Source organism: Sphingobium sp. LF-16 (genome assembly GCF_003711185.1).
GTDB classification, from domain to species: domain Bacteria; phylum Pseudomonadota; class Alphaproteobacteria; order Sphingomonadales; family Sphingomonadaceae; genus Sphingobium; species Sphingobium yanoikuyae_A.
The window spans coordinates 334,651-349,585 of record NZ_CP029335.1; the positions used below are offsets into that span (position 1 = coordinate 334,651).

At 65.7% G+C, this 14,935-nt stretch carries 15 protein-coding genes; 7 read left to right on the forward strand and 8 right to left on the reverse strand.

The genetic code is table 11. The features are described from left to right. Nucleotides 1-6: 6 nt before the first annotated feature. Both DIZ22_RS01625 and DIZ22_RS01630 read right to left on the reverse strand, forming a co-directional pair. Complete coding sequence (locus DIZ22_RS01625; RefSeq protein WP_234415633.1) at nucleotides 7-909, reverse strand: FecR domain-containing protein; 903 nt, start codon at nucleotides 907-909, stop codon at nucleotides 7-9. Between the two features lie 26 nt (nucleotides 910-935). After that, nucleotides 936-1,442 (reverse strand): sigma-70 family RNA polymerase sigma factor, encoded by a 507-nt coding sequence (locus DIZ22_RS01630; protein ID WP_122927869.1) that lies wholly within the window; start codon nucleotides 1,440-1,442, stop codon nucleotides 936-938. A 203-nt stretch (nucleotides 1,443-1,645) separates the two neighbouring features. Between DIZ22_RS01630 and DIZ22_RS01635 the strand changes: the two genes are divergently transcribed. Further along, the gene (locus DIZ22_RS01635; RefSeq protein ID WP_240626793.1) at nucleotides 1,646-2,407 is read left to right on the forward strand and encodes a hypothetical protein; all 762 of its coding nucleotides are present in this window, start codon (nucleotides 1,646-1,648) and stop codon (nucleotides 2,405-2,407) included. Between the two features lie 64 nt (nucleotides 2,408-2,471). Here the strand turns inward: DIZ22_RS01635 and DIZ22_RS22110 are convergent, their stop codons facing one another. Continuing rightward, nucleotides 2,472-2,783: a hypothetical protein gene (locus DIZ22_RS22110; RefSeq protein WP_240626794.1), complete on the reverse strand. Its 312-nt coding sequence runs from the start codon at nucleotides 2,781-2,783 to the stop codon at nucleotides 2,472-2,474. A 179-nt stretch (nucleotides 2,784-2,962) separates the two neighbouring features. After that, on the reverse strand, nucleotides 2,963-3,958 hold the full coding sequence (locus DIZ22_RS01645; protein ID WP_048939512.1) for a LacI family DNA-binding transcriptional regulator: 996 nt from the start codon (nucleotides 3,956-3,958) through the stop codon (nucleotides 2,963-2,965). 85 nt (nucleotides 3,959-4,043) lie between these two features. On the opposite strand from DIZ22_RS01645, the gene DIZ22_RS01650 reads away from it, so the two are divergent. The 6 genes from DIZ22_RS01650 (at nucleotide 4,044) to DIZ22_RS01675 (ending at nucleotide 10,028) form a co-directional block, all read left to right on the forward strand. Next, nucleotides 4,044-4,244, forward strand: a complete 201-nt coding sequence (locus tag DIZ22_RS01650; protein ID WP_037507656.1) for a DUF4169 family protein — start codon at nucleotides 4,044-4,046, stop codon at nucleotides 4,242-4,244. A 161-nt stretch (nucleotides 4,245-4,405) separates the two neighbouring features. After that, a complete protein-coding gene (locus DIZ22_RS01655; protein ID WP_107917653.1) occupies nucleotides 4,406-5,410 on the forward strand; it encodes a hypothetical protein in 1,005 nt (334 codons plus the stop codon). A 291-nt stretch (nucleotides 5,411-5,701) separates the two neighbouring features. Next, nucleotides 5,702-6,922, forward strand: a complete 1,221-nt coding sequence (locus DIZ22_RS01660; RefSeq protein WP_122927870.1) for an argininosuccinate synthase — start codon at nucleotides 5,702-5,704, stop codon at nucleotides 6,920-6,922. 196 nt (nucleotides 6,923-7,118) lie between these two features. Then, entirely contained in the window at nucleotides 7,119-7,799 is a 681-nt protein-coding gene (locus DIZ22_RS01665; protein ID WP_048938687.1) for an EF-hand domain-containing protein, read from the forward strand. A gap of 139 nt (nucleotides 7,800-7,938) precedes the next feature. Further along, nucleotides 7,939-8,658, forward strand: a complete 720-nt coding sequence (locus DIZ22_RS01670; RefSeq protein WP_004208220.1) for a response regulator — start codon at nucleotides 7,939-7,941, stop codon at nucleotides 8,656-8,658. Then, nucleotides 8,655-10,028, forward strand: a complete 1,374-nt coding sequence (locus DIZ22_RS01675) for an ATP-binding protein (RefSeq protein ID WP_048938688.1) — start codon at nucleotides 8,655-8,657, stop codon at nucleotides 10,026-10,028. Before DIZ22_RS01670 ends, DIZ22_RS01675 begins: the two co-directional genes overlap by 4 nt. A gap of 103 nt (nucleotides 10,029-10,131) precedes the next feature. Here DIZ22_RS01675 and proP read toward each other — a convergent pair whose 3' ends face one another. The 4 genes from proP to DIZ22_RS01695 all read right to left on the reverse strand — a co-directional run bounded on the left by proP (nucleotide 10,132) and on the right by DIZ22_RS01695 (nucleotide 14,919). Next, a complete protein-coding gene (gene proP, locus DIZ22_RS01680; RefSeq protein ID WP_107917695.1) occupies nucleotides 10,132-11,649 on the reverse strand; it encodes a glycine betaine/L-proline transporter ProP in 1,518 nt (505 codons plus the stop codon). A gap of 378 nt (nucleotides 11,650-12,027) precedes the next feature. Beyond that, the gene (locus DIZ22_RS01685) at nucleotides 12,028-13,083 is read right to left on the reverse strand and encodes a flagellar motor protein MotB (protein WP_048938690.1); all 1,056 of its coding nucleotides are present in this window, start codon (nucleotides 13,081-13,083) and stop codon (nucleotides 12,028-12,030) included. A 3-nt stretch (nucleotides 13,084-13,086) separates the two neighbouring features. Next, entirely contained in the window at nucleotides 13,087-13,950 is an 864-nt protein-coding gene (motA, locus tag DIZ22_RS01690) for a flagellar motor stator protein MotA (RefSeq protein WP_010338868.1), read from the reverse strand. 123 nt (nucleotides 13,951-14,073) lie between these two features. Beyond that, nucleotides 14,074-14,919 carry a flagellin gene (locus DIZ22_RS01695; RefSeq protein WP_004208215.1) on the reverse strand — a complete coding sequence of 282 codons (846 nt, stop codon included), beginning with the start codon at nucleotides 14,917-14,919 and terminating at the stop codon, nucleotides 14,074-14,076. Nucleotides 14,920-14,935: the final 16 nt, after the last annotated feature.

The following is a 14,935-nucleotide window of genomic DNA, read 5'->3' on the forward strand; positions in this document are numbered from 1 at the left end:
TTTTTTTCAGCCGCCCAGCAGCACCCGGTCGTCCACCTGGCGGACGGGCACGGACAGCAATTGCGACAGCGCCTGGCCCAGCGCGACATTGTCGCCCATCCGGTACATGCCGCTCACCCGCAGCGCAGCGGTGGCGGGATCGGCGATCACCAGCCGGGTCAGGCTGTAGCGATTGGCCTCCGCCGCCACCGCATCCAGCCGGTCGTCATGAAAGGCCGCCCGCCCGCTCAGCCAGGCCTGGGTGGTTTCGACATCGGGCCGATCGAGCTGCACGACATCGGCGGCATCGGTGCGGATGCGCTGCCCGGCCGACAGGCTGCGTTGCCCGCCGGCGACCGCGACATCGGCCTGTCCCGCCAGCGCCGTCATCGCCAGCCGGTCATCGCTGTCGCGCCGCACATCGAACCGGCCGCTGCCGGCGACGAAACGCCCCCGGCCGGCATCGATCGCAAAGGGCACGGCGGACGGCTTCACCGTCAGCGCGACGCGCCCCCGTTCCAGCCACAACCGCCGCCGGCTGGCGCTCGCCAGCACCCGCACATCGGTATCGGCATCCAGGAACAGCGCCGATCCTTCCGGAAGGGTCAGCCGCCGCTGTTCGCCGATGCCGGTGCGATAGCGGGTGCCCGCCATCGCCGTCTGCATGATCGCCATGCCACCGCCGCCCACCACCAAAGTGCCGGCGCAGGCCGCCATCATCCGCCGGCGCGAAAGGGGGCGTACGGATGCCGGCGCAGGACGCGCCGCCGCATCGGTGCCGGGCACCAGCGCCCAGATATCGGTCGCCCGCTCGAAATCGGCCGCATGTGCGGGGTCAGCCGCGATCCAGGCGCGAAAGGCCTGCTCGTCGTCCACCGTCCGTTCGTCCGCATTCAGCCTTGCAATCCACTCGGCGGCGGTCCGGGCCATGGGGCGCTCACCGGGCATGTCGGGGCTCACCAATCCTTCGTCCATTCGCCAAGGAAGCTCATCGCCCTGGCCATATGCTTCTCGACTGCGCTCTGGCTGATGTCCAGCCGTTCGGCAATCTCGCGATATTTGAGATTGTCGATCCGCTGCAGCAGGAACACCGCGCGGGTGCGTGGCGGCAGCCTGTCGATCCCTTCCGACACGCGCCGCAGCCGCGCCTGCGCCATCAGCGCCTCGTCCTGCAACGGCGCGCCGTCGCGCAGCAGCGCCAGCGCATCCTCGCCACCCGCTGGCCCGCGCACCTTTTCCCGCCGATAGCTGTCCTTCGCCCGGTTGACCGCCGCGCGGACCAGAAAGGCTTCCTCATTGTCGGGCCGTTCGGGCCGGGCCGCCATGCGGACATAGGCATCGTGCAACAGATCCTCGCTGTCGGAACGCCGCGTCATCCGCTCGACCTGCGCCAGCAGCCCGGCCCAGCCGGTCCATAGCCGCCGCGGCGCCCGCAGCGCCTGTTCAGAAGGATGCTCGCTCATGCGACCGGCCGCTTAGCGGGCGCTGCGGTCAGTTTGATGACCAAGGCATTTCAATTGGATGACGCTGCGATCTTGTGACTTGCCGACGTGAACACGGGGGATTGTCCGAAGCGCTGCAAGCGGCAATATGCGGATGTGCAGGACGAAGTGCCAATGGGTGCTGGGGTTCGATCTGATTACAGGGGCAAGACCGGTCGATGGATATGGTGGACAATGCGGCGGCAATTGGCCGGATCATCGCAACCTGCCGCGCGCTCTGCCTGGATTTGCGCTGGCATGATGCCTACGCGCTTGCGGCGTCGGTCGAGCCGGCAGAACTCAACACTGCTCTGTTGCGCATGAAGCTGACAGCCGCCTGCGCGCTGAACGACAAAGCGCTGGTCGCGGCCGTGGGAACGGAAATCGGGGCCTTGCCGGATGGCCATGCCCTTTTCTTTCCGCTGGTCGGGCAGTTGCAGCGAAGCGGACATGGCGATATTGCGGCCGACATGCTGCTGGCGCGCGCCAATGCTGCGGCCGATCAGCGATACGCCCTGTTTCTGCGCCGTTCGATCAGCCTCAATCGCGGTGATGAGGGGCGCAAAGCCGCGCTGGAGGCGGCGCTCGATGCTGCGACCAATGGCGGCTGGGACATGAAGGGCGAACCTTCGTCCCATCATTTTCCCGCGCCGCTGCCGGCCCTGATGGGACCGCCGGTGCAGATCGTTCCCGCGCCGGGCGTGGATCGCCGGCATATCGACCGGCTGACCGGGGACACCGCGAAATTCCTCGCCAGGATGCGGAAGCCCGCGCCCGGCTATGTCGTCGAAGAAGCTTTCCGCCATTTCCGATGCCGACTTGCCATCGCGCGACCGGGTATAATCGTCCCGCTTCCACTCTTCCCAGCGCACCTGGCCAAACTCGCGGGTCCAGTAGGTCCGCTCCATCTGCCGCGCGTCAAGCCGGATGGATCGACCTGCGAATAGGGGGGCAATTTGGTGTTCAGTCGCTTGCCCGAACTGTAAGTGAAATCGCCCCTGGTCCACAGCGTCAGGACTTTCGAAGGATAATCGTCGGGGCATCGCCCCGATATTGCCACAGGATATTGTCGCGGATCGTCCGTCGGGCGCCGCAATCCAATGCGTTCTGGGGCACCACCTTGGTCAGGTGATAGGGCATCCGGTCCGCCGACGTCAGGTCGCGCCGGTTCTTGCAGCGCGCATCGGTGGGGATCATACCGACGATGATGTTCCCGTTATCGTTCAGGCACACATCCTGGACCAGGAAGTCGACGATCTCGGGCGGCGCGGCCGCCGCCTTTGTCGGCTGCGCGGCGATGAGAGGGGCCAGCATCGCCGTCATGGCGATGGCCGCGGGTCCGAATGATTTTGCCATGATGATGCTCCAGGCAGGTCGACGGGGCAGGGCGCGCATGAACGATAGGGGCGCGAATGAGCATGACGGCCCGCGCCGCTTTCGGTTCCCTGCGCCGGGACGGGCTGACGGATTTTTCGCTGGCAATGCCGGGCCTTGCCTTCGTCTTACGGCGTCGCTGCGCCCGTGCTGCCGCGCGCGACCAGCGAGAAGGTGAAGCGCGGCGGTTCGCCCGGACCATTGATCAGCGCGTCGATCGCGGCGCGGCCCATATGGTCCAGCGGCTGGCGCACGGTGGTCAGCGGCGGCCAGCTGGTGCGGCTCGCGGGCGTATCGTCGAACCCGGCCACCGACAGATCCTCGGGCACGCGCAGGCCCAGGTCATGCGCCAGCGTCAGCACGCCCAGCGCCATCGGGTCGTTGGTCGCAAAGATCGCGGTCGGCCGGTCGTCCCGCTGCAACAGCGCTTCCGCGCAGGCGATGCCGGACGCGAAATCGAAACTGCCCTGCATGAACAGGCTGTCGTCGATCGGCAGGCCGGCCGCCGCCATCCCCTCGCGGAAGCCCTCGACGCGCTGCAGCGCCGCCTTGTGGGTCGGGGGCGGGGTGATCACCGCGATCCGCTTATGGCCCAAGGACGCCAGATGATCGGCCACCATCCGTCCGGCGGCATGTTCGGGCGTCGGCATGTTGATGCCACCCTTCGATGCGTCCGCCGTGCCGGCGATCCGCGCGCAGGGCAGGTTCATTTCCGCCAGCCGGTCGAGCAGCAGCGCGTCGTCGGACAGCGGCGGCACCAGGAACACGCCGTCCGGGCGCAGCGCCGCGACCAGCCGGTCCAGCACTTCGATCCGCTCCTCGCCACCGTCGGAAATCGGCTCCACCACCAGATGATAGCCAAGGTCCCGGCAGCGCGCGGCTGCGCCCGACTGGATCCCGCCCGTATAGGCGGGGGCGGGGTTGCTGTAGAGATAGGCGATCATGAAGGAGCGGCCACCGGCCAGCCGCCGCGCCGACTGGTTGGGGCGATAGCCCAGTTGCTCGATCGCCGCGTTCACCCGCTCGCGCAGTTCGTCGCTGACGTTCGGCGCCTTGTTGACAACGCGGGACACCGTCTTGATCGAGACTTTGGCGAGGGCGGCGACGTCATGGATGCTGGGCATGATTTTCCTATAGGGCCGGGCCGAAGGCGACTGGTGCTGCCCCGGATCTCTGTGGCACTATTCCCCATAGGACCAAGGATGGAAGATGAGCAACGTCATTAATTTTCGTCTGGCGCGCAAGGCCAGGGATCGGGCCGACAAGGCGCAGGCGGCAGACAGCAACCGCGCCAAGTTCGGCCGGACAAAGGCGCAGAAACTTGCCGACCAGCAAGAAGAACGTCGAAAGGCGGCTCTACTGGATGGCGCGCGTCTTGAGCGCAAGGAAGAGTCCGGCGACGATGTCTGATGCTGTGAAGTCATGATATAAATCTGTTGTTCATGTTCGAAATGAACATCCGTTCATGTTGATGATTGATTTTTCAATTAATCGATATTGACGAACAGATCGTCCCGCATTTGACGATATGTTTGAGGCCAATGGAGATGGTCGGCGGTTGATCTATCGCTATGACCAAGAATATTCGATCCATCCGTCCCGCCTCGGCCGCGATCGCCGCTGTCCTGGCATTGTCCGCAACGCCCCTGTTCGCGCAGGAGGTGATGACGCCCTCGCCGGCCGCGCCCATGGCGGTGCCGACCGCGCCGGTCGACATCGCCCCCGCGGCGCCGGCGGCTGAGCCCGCACCCGCAGCGCCTGCCACACCGGCTGCTACCCCGGCGGCGCCGGTCTTCGCGCCCAGCCAGCCGGTCGTGCAACAGACCCCGCCGACCCCGGAGCCGCAGCCTGAAGCGCCCGCCGCGCAGGAAAGCCGCGCTGCCCCGGCCGCGCCGGCGCTGCGCCGCGCGGAAGTCCGCCAGTCTGAACCTGCTTCTGAACCTACCCCGGCACCTGCTCCGACCCCGGTCGCGGCCGAACGCACCGAAGCGCCGGCACCCGTAGCCCCGGCCGCAACGCCGGCTCCGGAACCCGCCGCCGTCACCCCGGTTGCCGAACCGGCCCCGACTGCCGCGCCGGCCGAACAGCCCTCGGCCCTGATCGATCCGGCGCTGCTGCTGGCGCTGGGTGGTGGTTCGCTGCTGCTGGTCGGCCTTGGCGCCACCGCCGTCGTCCGTCGCCGCCGCCAGCGTGTCGAAGCCGAGCGTGAAGCGATTACGCCGATCGAAACCGGCCCGGCCCCGGCACCGATGCCTCTCGCACCGGCTGCTGCGTCTGTAGCTCCGATTGCTGCGCGCACCCCGCTGGCTGCTGCCACGGCACCCACCAGCGATGTCGAAGCGATGGTCGCCGCTGCCCCCAGCCGCGACAATCCCTTCCTGACCCAGCGCAACCGCCGTCGCCGCGCTCATTTCCTGCTCGCGCAGCGGCAGGCGCTCCGCACGGCCGATCCGGTCGCCCGCGCCGCGCCGGTCGCAACCCCGGCCAGCGCCGCGGCTACCAATCGCAGCCAGACCGTCTATCGCTTCGGCAGCGACCGCGCCCGTCCGGGCCTGTTCAAGCCGCGCACCAGCTGATCGACGCCCTGAGTTGACAATGAAGGGGACGTTGGCCCGTCATCGTCCCCTTTGTCTTGTCTGTCCTACAATCCGCTTTGCCTGATAGAAGCAGGGGCAGGGGAGAGCATCGCGCTTTCCGATAGGATCAGCGTCCAGCAAGATTATGTCAAAATCTGCGGGAAATATGGGAAGTTAAGGCCCGCAGCTTCCAACAGGCACCCCCGCGCTGTTGCGCTTGCCCCTCCCGCCTGTTACCGGCGCGCGGTTTATATCCCACGCCATCATTGGCCTGCAGAAGAGTCGCCCACCATGTCCGACAAGATCAATCGTATCGTCCTCGCCTTTTCGGGCGGCCTCGACACCAGCGTGATCCTGAAATGGCTGCAGCAGACCTATCAGTGCGAAGTCGTCACCTTCACCGCCGATCTCGGCCAGGGCGAGGAACTGGAACCCGCCCGTGCCAAGGCCCGCCTGATGGGCGTCAAGGAAGAGCATATCTTCATCGACGACCTGCGAGAGGAATTCGTGAAGGATTATGTCTTCCCGATGATGCGCGGCAATGCGCTCTATGAAGGCCTCTACCTGCTTGGCACCTCGATCGCCCGTCCGTTGATCGCCAAGCGCCAGATCGAGATCGCCAAGAAGCTGGGCGCCGACGCCGTCAGCCATGGCGCGACCGGCAAGGGCAATGACCAGGTCCGTTTCGAGCTGGGCTATTACGCCCTGCAGCCCGACATCAAGGTGATCGCCCCCTGGCGCGAATGGGATCTGACCAGCCGCACCAAGCTGATCGAATTCGCCGAACAGCACCAGATCCCGATCCCGCGCGACAAGCGTGGCGAAAGCCCCTTCTCGACCGACGCGAACATGCTGCACACCTCGTCCGAGGGCAAGGTGCTGGAAGATCCGTGGGAGGAAACCCCCGACTTCGTCTATTCGCGCACGGTCAACCCGGAAGACGCGCCCGACGCGCCCGAATATATCACGGTCGATTTCGAGCGTGGCGACGGCGTCGCGATCAACGGCATCGCCATGTCGCCCGCGACCCTGCTCGAAACCCTCAACGACTATGGCCGCAAGCATGGCATTGGCCGTCTTGACCTGGTCGAGAACCGCTTCGTGGGCATGAAGTCGCGCGGCATGTATGAAACGCCGGGCGGCACCATCTATCACCTCGCCCATCGCGGCATCGAGCAGATCACGCTCGACCGTGGCGCTGCCCATCTGAAGGATGAGCTGGCCCCCAAATATGCCGAGCTGATCTATAACGGCTTCTGGTTCTCGCCCGAGCGCGAGATGCTCCAGGCGGCGATCGACCACAGCCAGGAAAAGGTGACCGGCACGGTTCGCCTCAAGCTCTACAAGGGCGGCGTCTATGTCGTCGGCCGCAAGTCGCCCTACACGCTCTACAGCGAGAAGGTCGTGACCTTCGAGGACGACGCCGGCGCCTATGACCAGCGCGACGCGGAGGGCTTCATCAAATTGAATGCGCTCCGCCTGCGCCTGCTGGGTCGCCGCGACGGGCTTTGATTTAGTGCGGCATTGATGTTTCGGGAAAGGCCCCGGTCCGCACATAGGCGGGCCGGGGCCTTTCTCTTTCCTTCCCGATACAAATTGCGACAAACTATTGGGTGACATGACAAAGTTGCGGGACAAGTCTTGCCGATAAGCGACGTCAAGGATGGTCGACACGCCATCCACGACTGAACTTGGAAGGAAAGACCCAATGCTCCGCAATTTCTTCGCCACCGTCGCGGTTGGTTCGCTGTTCGTCGGCGGTCTGGCGGCGTCGCACCTCGCTTTCGCGCAGGATGGTGGTCCGGGGCCGCGCGGCATGCGCGGTGGTCCCATGATGATGGCTGACGCCAACAAGGATGGCACCATCACCAAGGCGGAACTGACCGCCTCGCTCGAAGCTCGCTTTGCCCAGCTCGACGCGAACAAGGATGGCAAGCTGACCAAGGAGGATCGTGACATCCGCCGCCAGCAGCGTCTGGACGAACGCTTCGCCGCGCTCGACAGCGACAAGAATGGCCAGATCAGCAAGGCCGAGTTCCAGGCCGGTCATCAGCCGCGCGCCGATCGCGGCCCGGAAGCCGGCAAGCCGGGCGGCCCCGACGGCAAGCGCTGGGGCGGGCGTGGCCATGGCGGTCCCGGCCGCGGCATGATGCACCGCGGTCCCGGCTTTGGTGACGCAGACAAGGACGGCACCATGACCAAGGCAGAGTTCATGGCCGGCCCGCTCGCCATGTTCGACAAGGCCGACGCCAACAAGGATGGCAAGGTCACGGCCGAGGAAATGAAGGCCGCCCGCCAGGCGATGCGTGGTCCGGGTCGCGGACATGATCGTGGTCCGGGTCGTGGCCCCGGCGCCGACCAGGCGCCGCCTCCGCCGCCGGCCAACTGATCGGCTGACAGAGCCGACGATCCGGAGCGGGGCTTTTCCCCCTAGCGCCCCGCTCCAGTCGATCGTCCCAAGGGGGAAGGGCGAAGGTTCCCCTGCCTTCGCCCTTCCAACCCGTCCCCCGGCATGACAGACAGGCAAAATGAGCGAACGTCCCCATCTCCTGCTCGTCGATGACGAGCGATCGATCCGCGAGCCGCTGGCCCAATATCTCTCCCGCAACGGCTTCCGCGTGACCGCGGTCGAGAATGCGGCGGAGGCGCGGCTGCGTCTGGCCGCCAACGCCATCGACCTTGTCATCCTCGACATCATGATGCCCGGAGAAGACGGCCTGTCGCTCTGCCGCCATATCCGCGAGACCAGCGAGATTCCGGTGATCCTGCTCACCGCTCGGTCGGAAGAGACCGATCGCATCGTCGGTCTGGAAATGGGCGCGGACGATTATGTGCTCAAACCCTTTTCGCCGCGCGAACTGGTCGCCCGCATCAAGGTGATCTTCCGCCGCGTCGCCACCGGCGGCCAGCGCGTCACCGCGCCCGACGGCGCCACCTATGCCTTTGCCGGCTGGCTCTTGAAGACGCAGGAACGCACCCTGGTCGATGCCGAAGGTGTGTCGCTGCCGCTCTCGACCGCCGAATATAATCTGATGCTCGCCTTCGCGACCCGGCCCAATCAGGTGCTCAGCCGCGACCAGCTGCTCGACATCACCCAGGGGCGTGAGGCGAACGCCTTCGACCGGGCGATCGACAACCAGATCAGCCGCCTGCGCAAGAAGATCGAGCCTGACGCCAAGAACCCCACGCTGATCAAGACCGTCTGGGGCGGCGGCTACACCCTGTCGTCGGAGGTTCGCAAACTGTGAAGCAACTGCGCCTCTGGCCGCAAAGCCTGGTCGGACAGATCATCATCCTGGTCGCGATCGCGCTGTTCGTGGCGCAGGCGATCAATTTCGGCCTGCTGCTGCGCGAACGCAATCGGGTCGAACTGACCAGCCAGACCGCGCCACTGGTCTATCGCGTCATCAATGCGCTCGACACCAGGCCGGATCGTGCCCCCGACCGCGATCATCCGCGCGCCAATCAGGATCGCGACCGGCGCAATATCGACTTCCTCGCCAGCCGCCCGACCCTGAGTGGCAAGCCGCGTCCCGATGTCGCGGCCCGCGCCGGCGCGATGTTCGACGATATCGGCCTCACCGTCCGCACGATCGAGGCGGCGGAGGACAGCCGCATCATGCCGCTGCGCCGCTGGGAACAGATACGCAGCCGCGCCACGGGGGAGGCGCCGCGCGACCATCGCGTCGGCCGGCTCACCCTCGCGGTCGAATATGAACCGGGCAAATGGCTGACGACCGAGGCCCGCATCGGCAGCCGCCCGCCGCGCTTTGGCGGCTGGCTGGTGGCCCAGACGCTGATCCTCTACGTCATCGTCCTCATTCCGCTGCTCTGGATGGGCCGCCGCTTCGCGCGCCCGCTCAAGCAGTTGACCGGCTCCGCCCGTCAGTTCGCGAAGACCGGTTCGGCCGACCCGGTCGAGGAAAGCGGGCCGGGCGACGTGCGCCAGCTTACCACCGCCTTCAACGCCATGCGCGCGCGCATCATCGCCATGCTGGACGAGAAGGACCGGATGCTGGGTGCGATCGGGCATGACCTGCGCACCCCGCTCGCATCGCTGCGGGTCCGCACCGAATCGGTCGATGACGAGGCCGAGCGCGCCCGCATGTCGGAGACGATCGAGGAAATGAACCGGATGCTCGACGACATCCTCTCGCTCGCCCGCGCCGGCCGCAGCAGCGAGACGGCGCAGAAGGTCGACCTGACCTCGCTTGCCGATGCCGTCGTGGAGGATTTCATCGAACTGGGTTCACCGGTCGACATGATCGACAGCGATCGCGCCGTTGCCTTCGTCCGCGCCCAGCAGATCCGCCGCGCGCTGCGCAACCTGATCGAAAATGCGATCGTCTATGGCGACCGCGCCCATGTCAGCGTCCAGCATCAGGACGGCATGATCCGCATCATCGTTGCCGACGAAGGGCCGGGCATTGCCGAGGACAAGATGGGCGAGATGATGGAGCCCTTCACCCGGCTCGAAGGCTCGCGCAACCGCGAGACCGGTGGCGCTGGCCTCGGCCTGGCCCTCGTCCGCGCGATCATGGCCGAACATGGCGGCGCGCTCCAGCTCGCCAACCGCCCCGGCGGCGGCCTCGAAGCCAGCCTCGTCCTCCCCGCCTGACTAGGCCATTCCTCCCCAAGCGCGCTTGGGGAGGGGGACCGCTCGCGTAGCGAGTGGTGGAGGGGCACAGGCCCGATGGCGCAGCGTCGGAAAAGCGCCGGCCCTAGCTCGCCAACGGCCGGATCATCGCCGGAGTCTCCACCGCGACCGGCGCCACCGGCGGCAGGTCGGGCAGCGCCTTGTCCACCGTCACCGGCTCGCCGCTTTCGACCAGCGCGATCGCCTCGGCCTCATTCGCCACCGCCGGCGGCGATCCGCGCAGCGGCATGCCCGCCGTCTCGCGCACCGTCAGCATGGTCAGCAGGCCGATCAGCGCCGCACCCATCAGATAATAGGCCGGCACCAGCGGATCGCCGGTCTTCTGCACCAGCCAGGCGGTGATCAGCGGCGTCGTGCCGCCGAATAGCGAGACCGAGATGTTGAACGCGATCGACAGCGCGCTGTAGCGCACCGGCGTATAGAAGAGCGCGGGCAGGGTGGAGGGCATCGAACTGGTGAAGCAGACCAGAGCAACCCCCAGCAGCATTAGCCCCAGGAAGATCAGCGCGTCATTGCCCGTGCCGATCAGCAGCATGCACGGGACCGACAACAGCATCAGCGCGACGCAGGCGCCGATGATCATCGGCCGCCGGCCCAGCCGGTCGCTGAACAGCCCGCCCACGACATTGAGCGGCATCATCACCAGCATCACGATGATGATCAGCAGCAGCCCCTTGGTCTCGGCATAGCCCATGGTCACGCTGAGATAATTGGGCATGTAGGTCAGCAGCATATAGTCGGTGACGTTGAACACCAGCACCAGCCCGACGCATTTCAACAGCTGCCGCCAATGCACGCGGAACAGGGTGCCGAGCCCCGGTCGCTCGCTTTCGCGCGCATCGATCTGTTCGCTATAGGCCTGGAATGCCGGCGTTTCCTCCAGCTTCAACCGCATATAGAGGCCAAGCAGGCCCAGCGGCCCGGCGACCAGGAAGGGAATGCGCCAGCCCCAGTCCAGCATCTGCGTCTCGCTCAGCGACATCTGCAGGGCGGTGACAGTGCCGGCGCCGGCGATATAACCGCCCAGCGTCCCGAACTCCAGCCAGCTGCCCATCAGGCCGCGCTTCCGGTCGGTCGAATATTCCGCGATGAAGGTCGCGGCGCCGCCATATTCGCCGCCGGTCGAAAAGCCCTGCACCAGCCGCGCGGCCAGCAGCATCAGCGGCGCGCCGATGCCGATCTGCGCATAGGAGGGGATGAGGCCGATGGAAAAGGTGCCGACCGCCATCAGGATCATGGTCATCGCCAATATCTTGTGCCGGCCATAGCGATCGCCCAGCGGCCCGAACACCAGTCCGCCCAGCGGCCGGACCAGAAAGGCGACGGTGAAGGTGGCGAAGGTCGCGATCAGCTGCACTGCCGGATCGCTCGACGGAAAGAAGACATGGCCCAGCGTAACGGCGATATAGCCGTAAACGCCGAAATCGAACCATTCCATGGCATTGCCCAGTGCTGCGGCGCCGACGGCGCGGTTCAGCAGGGACCGGTCGACGACGGTGACATCATCGACTTCCAGGTCGCGGCGGCGCTTGAACCAGCCGAAATGGGTGTGGCGCGCGGCATGCGCGGCAGATGTGGACACATTAATCTCCCGGCCCGTCCAGGCGGGCACGCGGGGCGCGCCTCACAGCCATCGGACAGGCAATGTCGGCCAATAATCAGGGCCTTAGAACGTTGCGACGCCGCATGAGGCATCAAGCGAGGAGGGCCCCATATAGGCAATCGCCCGCAAAAAGGTGCAACAAAGGGGCAGGCCGTGCCCGCATGGGGGTGAGCCGACCCCGGCCTGTCCTATTTGCGCATCATGGCTTATGCTGCGTCGCGATGGGATTTCGGCCGGACATGACGAAGCAGGGGTTGGAAACAAGATTTCCAACCCCTGCATCAAAATTGCCGAATGTGCGGGAAATATGGGAAGTTAAGGCGGCGATTTCCTATTTTGCCGCCCCGACTGTCCGACTCAATGCTTGCCCGGCTTGGACGATGTCCCGGCCGCCGTCGGATTGATCAGCGCCGCGCCGCTGGGCAGGCCGGTGCCGCCCATGTCCAGCTTCTGCGCCTGTTCCCGCGCGACCCGCTGCGGATCGTCCCGTTCCTTGATCGCCGCCTGGGTTTCGGGATCCTGGGTTTCATCCTCGTCGGCCGAGGCATTGCCGCCACGGGTCCAGCCCAGGATGACCGACATGCGCCGGTTGCGCGGATCATAGGCGTCACTCTTCACGAACGGTTCGCGATCGGCGACCCCCTCGATCCGGGCGAAGCGGGCATTGGGAATGCCGGTTTCGGCGAGCGCCTTGCGGGTCGATTCCGCACGGGCCGACGACAGCATCCAGTTGTTCATGCTCCGGCCCGACGCATAGGGCAGGCCATCGGTATGGCCGCGCACGATCAGCGGGTTGGGCATGGTCGCCAGTGCGTCGGCCACCTCGGCGATCAGCGCCTTGGCTTCGGGCAGCAACTGGTCGGTGCCCGACCGGAACATCGCGAAATCCGCCTCGTCGATCAGGTCGATGCGCAGCCCCTCGCGGGTTTCGGTGAAGCGGACATTCTTGCGCAGCCGGGCCAGGCCCTTCTTGGACATGCGGTCCTCAAGCTGCTTCTTGATATTCTCGAACTTCTGCCGGTCGGCCGCGCGCAGCGCCTTGCCGCCCTGGTCCTTGGTGCCGGTGGCGTCGCGCGGGATGGTGATGGCCAGATTGCCCTGACCGCCGGTGGTCGGGTAATTTTCCTTCGCCATCAGGCTGTCGCCGCCGAACATGCCGGTGGACCCGGCCGAATTCATCTTCAGCTCGACCAGTGTCGGCGTGAAATAGTCGGCCAGCGCCTTGCGCTGCTTTTCGGTGGTCGCGCCCAGCAGCCACATCAGCAGGAAGAAAGCCATCATCGCCGTCACGAAATCTGCATAGGCGACCTTCCAGGCGCCGCCATGATGGCCGCCATGACCATCGACGATGATCTTCTTGACGATGATCGGCCGGGGTTCGGGCTCGTTCGCGCCGCGCTTCTTCTCCGCCATGGCTTATTTGTTCCGCATGCCGTCGAACACTTCGGCAAAGCCGGGCTGGTTCGCATGGATCAGGCTGGAACGGGCGGCCTCGATCACCAGCGGCTGCGGATGGCCGTGCAGCGAGGCGATGATGATCTGCTTGACGACATGATAGATGGCGCCGTCCTGCTCGATCACCGCGCGGCAACGATTGGCGAAGGGATTGACCATGCCATAGGCGAGCAACACGCCCAGGAAGGTGCCGACCAGTGCGGAGCCGATCATCGCACCCAGCACCGAAGGCGGCTGGTCGATCGATCCCATGGTCTTCACCACGCCCAGCACGGCGGCGACGATACCCAGCGCGGGCAGCGCGTCGGCCAGGCCCTGCAGATTGTCGGCGGGCTTGAGCGCTTCATGATGATGGGTCTTGAGGCTGTTATCCATCACTTCCTCGACCGCATGCGGATCGAGCGTGCCGGACGACACCACGACCAGGCGCAGCGTGTCGCTGATCAGGTGGATCAGCGTCTTGTCCTTCATCAGCTTGGGATATTCGCCGAAGATGGGCGAGGTGCCCGGATCCTCGATATGCGGCTCCAGCGCCACCGGGCCTTCGACGCGCAGCGTCTTCATCAGCTTGCTGACCAGGAAGATGCAGTCCAGGAAGTCCTGCTTCTTGTACTGCGGTCCCTTGAACACCTTGCCCAGGCCGCCACCCAGCGCCTTCAGGTCGGAACCCGAATTGCCGATGATCAGCGCCCCGACGGCGGCGCCGCCGATGATGATCATTTCGTGGGGCAGGGCGTGCAGCACCGGTCCGATGTCGCCCCCGGTGAAGATGAACCCACCGAAGACCATGCCCAAAAGCACGACAAGGCCGATGATTGCAAACATGTTGATCCCCGAAAATGCGCCTGGAGGCGGTGGCTCCGTCGGCGCCCCGTGGCGCCAGTCCCTTTCTGGTTAATACGGACTGGTTACCGTCCCCTTTAGGACGGCGACGCTTTTTCGCCGCCTTTAACTGATCAGGTCGAACAGGGTCTGCTGGTTGATCCGCGCAAAGGCGGACTGGGCCGCCTCCAGCTGCAGCAGCTGCGCCTTCACGTTCGAAATGACCGTGGTCAGATCGGCCGATTCCAGCGTGTCGCGCCGTTCCGACAGGTTGATGTCGACATCGGTCAGCCGCGTGCCGATCACGTCCAGCCGGTCGGCGCGCACGCCCTGCTTGGCGCGCTCCACCACGACCCGGTTCTGGCCGATCTGGATCGCATCCAGCGAACTGGCGAGGTCGGTGTCATTGCCGCCCTCGACGGCGTCGATCGCCTTGCCCAGGATATCGTCCAGCGACATCGATGTGCCGTTGACGTCGATATTCTCGGAAATTTCCTGCTTGGTGCCGACCACTGCCAGGTTGAGGCCGCGGCTCACCGGCACCAGTACGCTCTGGCCGTCGTCGAACACCGACACGCCCTGATAATCCTTCTGGTTCAGCAATTCGCCGACCGTGGTGCGGATCGTCTTGAGTTCCTCGGCGATGGCGGCGGCGCTGGTGTCGTTCAGCGCGCCATTGCGCGCCGACGTCACCAGTTCCTGCGCCCGCGTCATCAGATTGTTGATTTCTTCCAGATTGGCTTCGGCATTGCCGGCGCGGGTCGTGCCATAGCTGACATTGGTCTGCCAGGCCGACTGCTGCGCCTGGGCGCGGCCGATGTCGGACACCTGAACCCAGGCAAGCGCGTCGTCCGACGGCTTGTTCAGGGTGATGCCGGTGGAAATCGAGGTCTGCCCGTCGACGATGCTCTGCGACAATTGCTGTTGCCGGCGGATCTCGGCGAGCATGATCTTGTTGGTGATGCCTACCATGTCTCAGCGTCCTTCC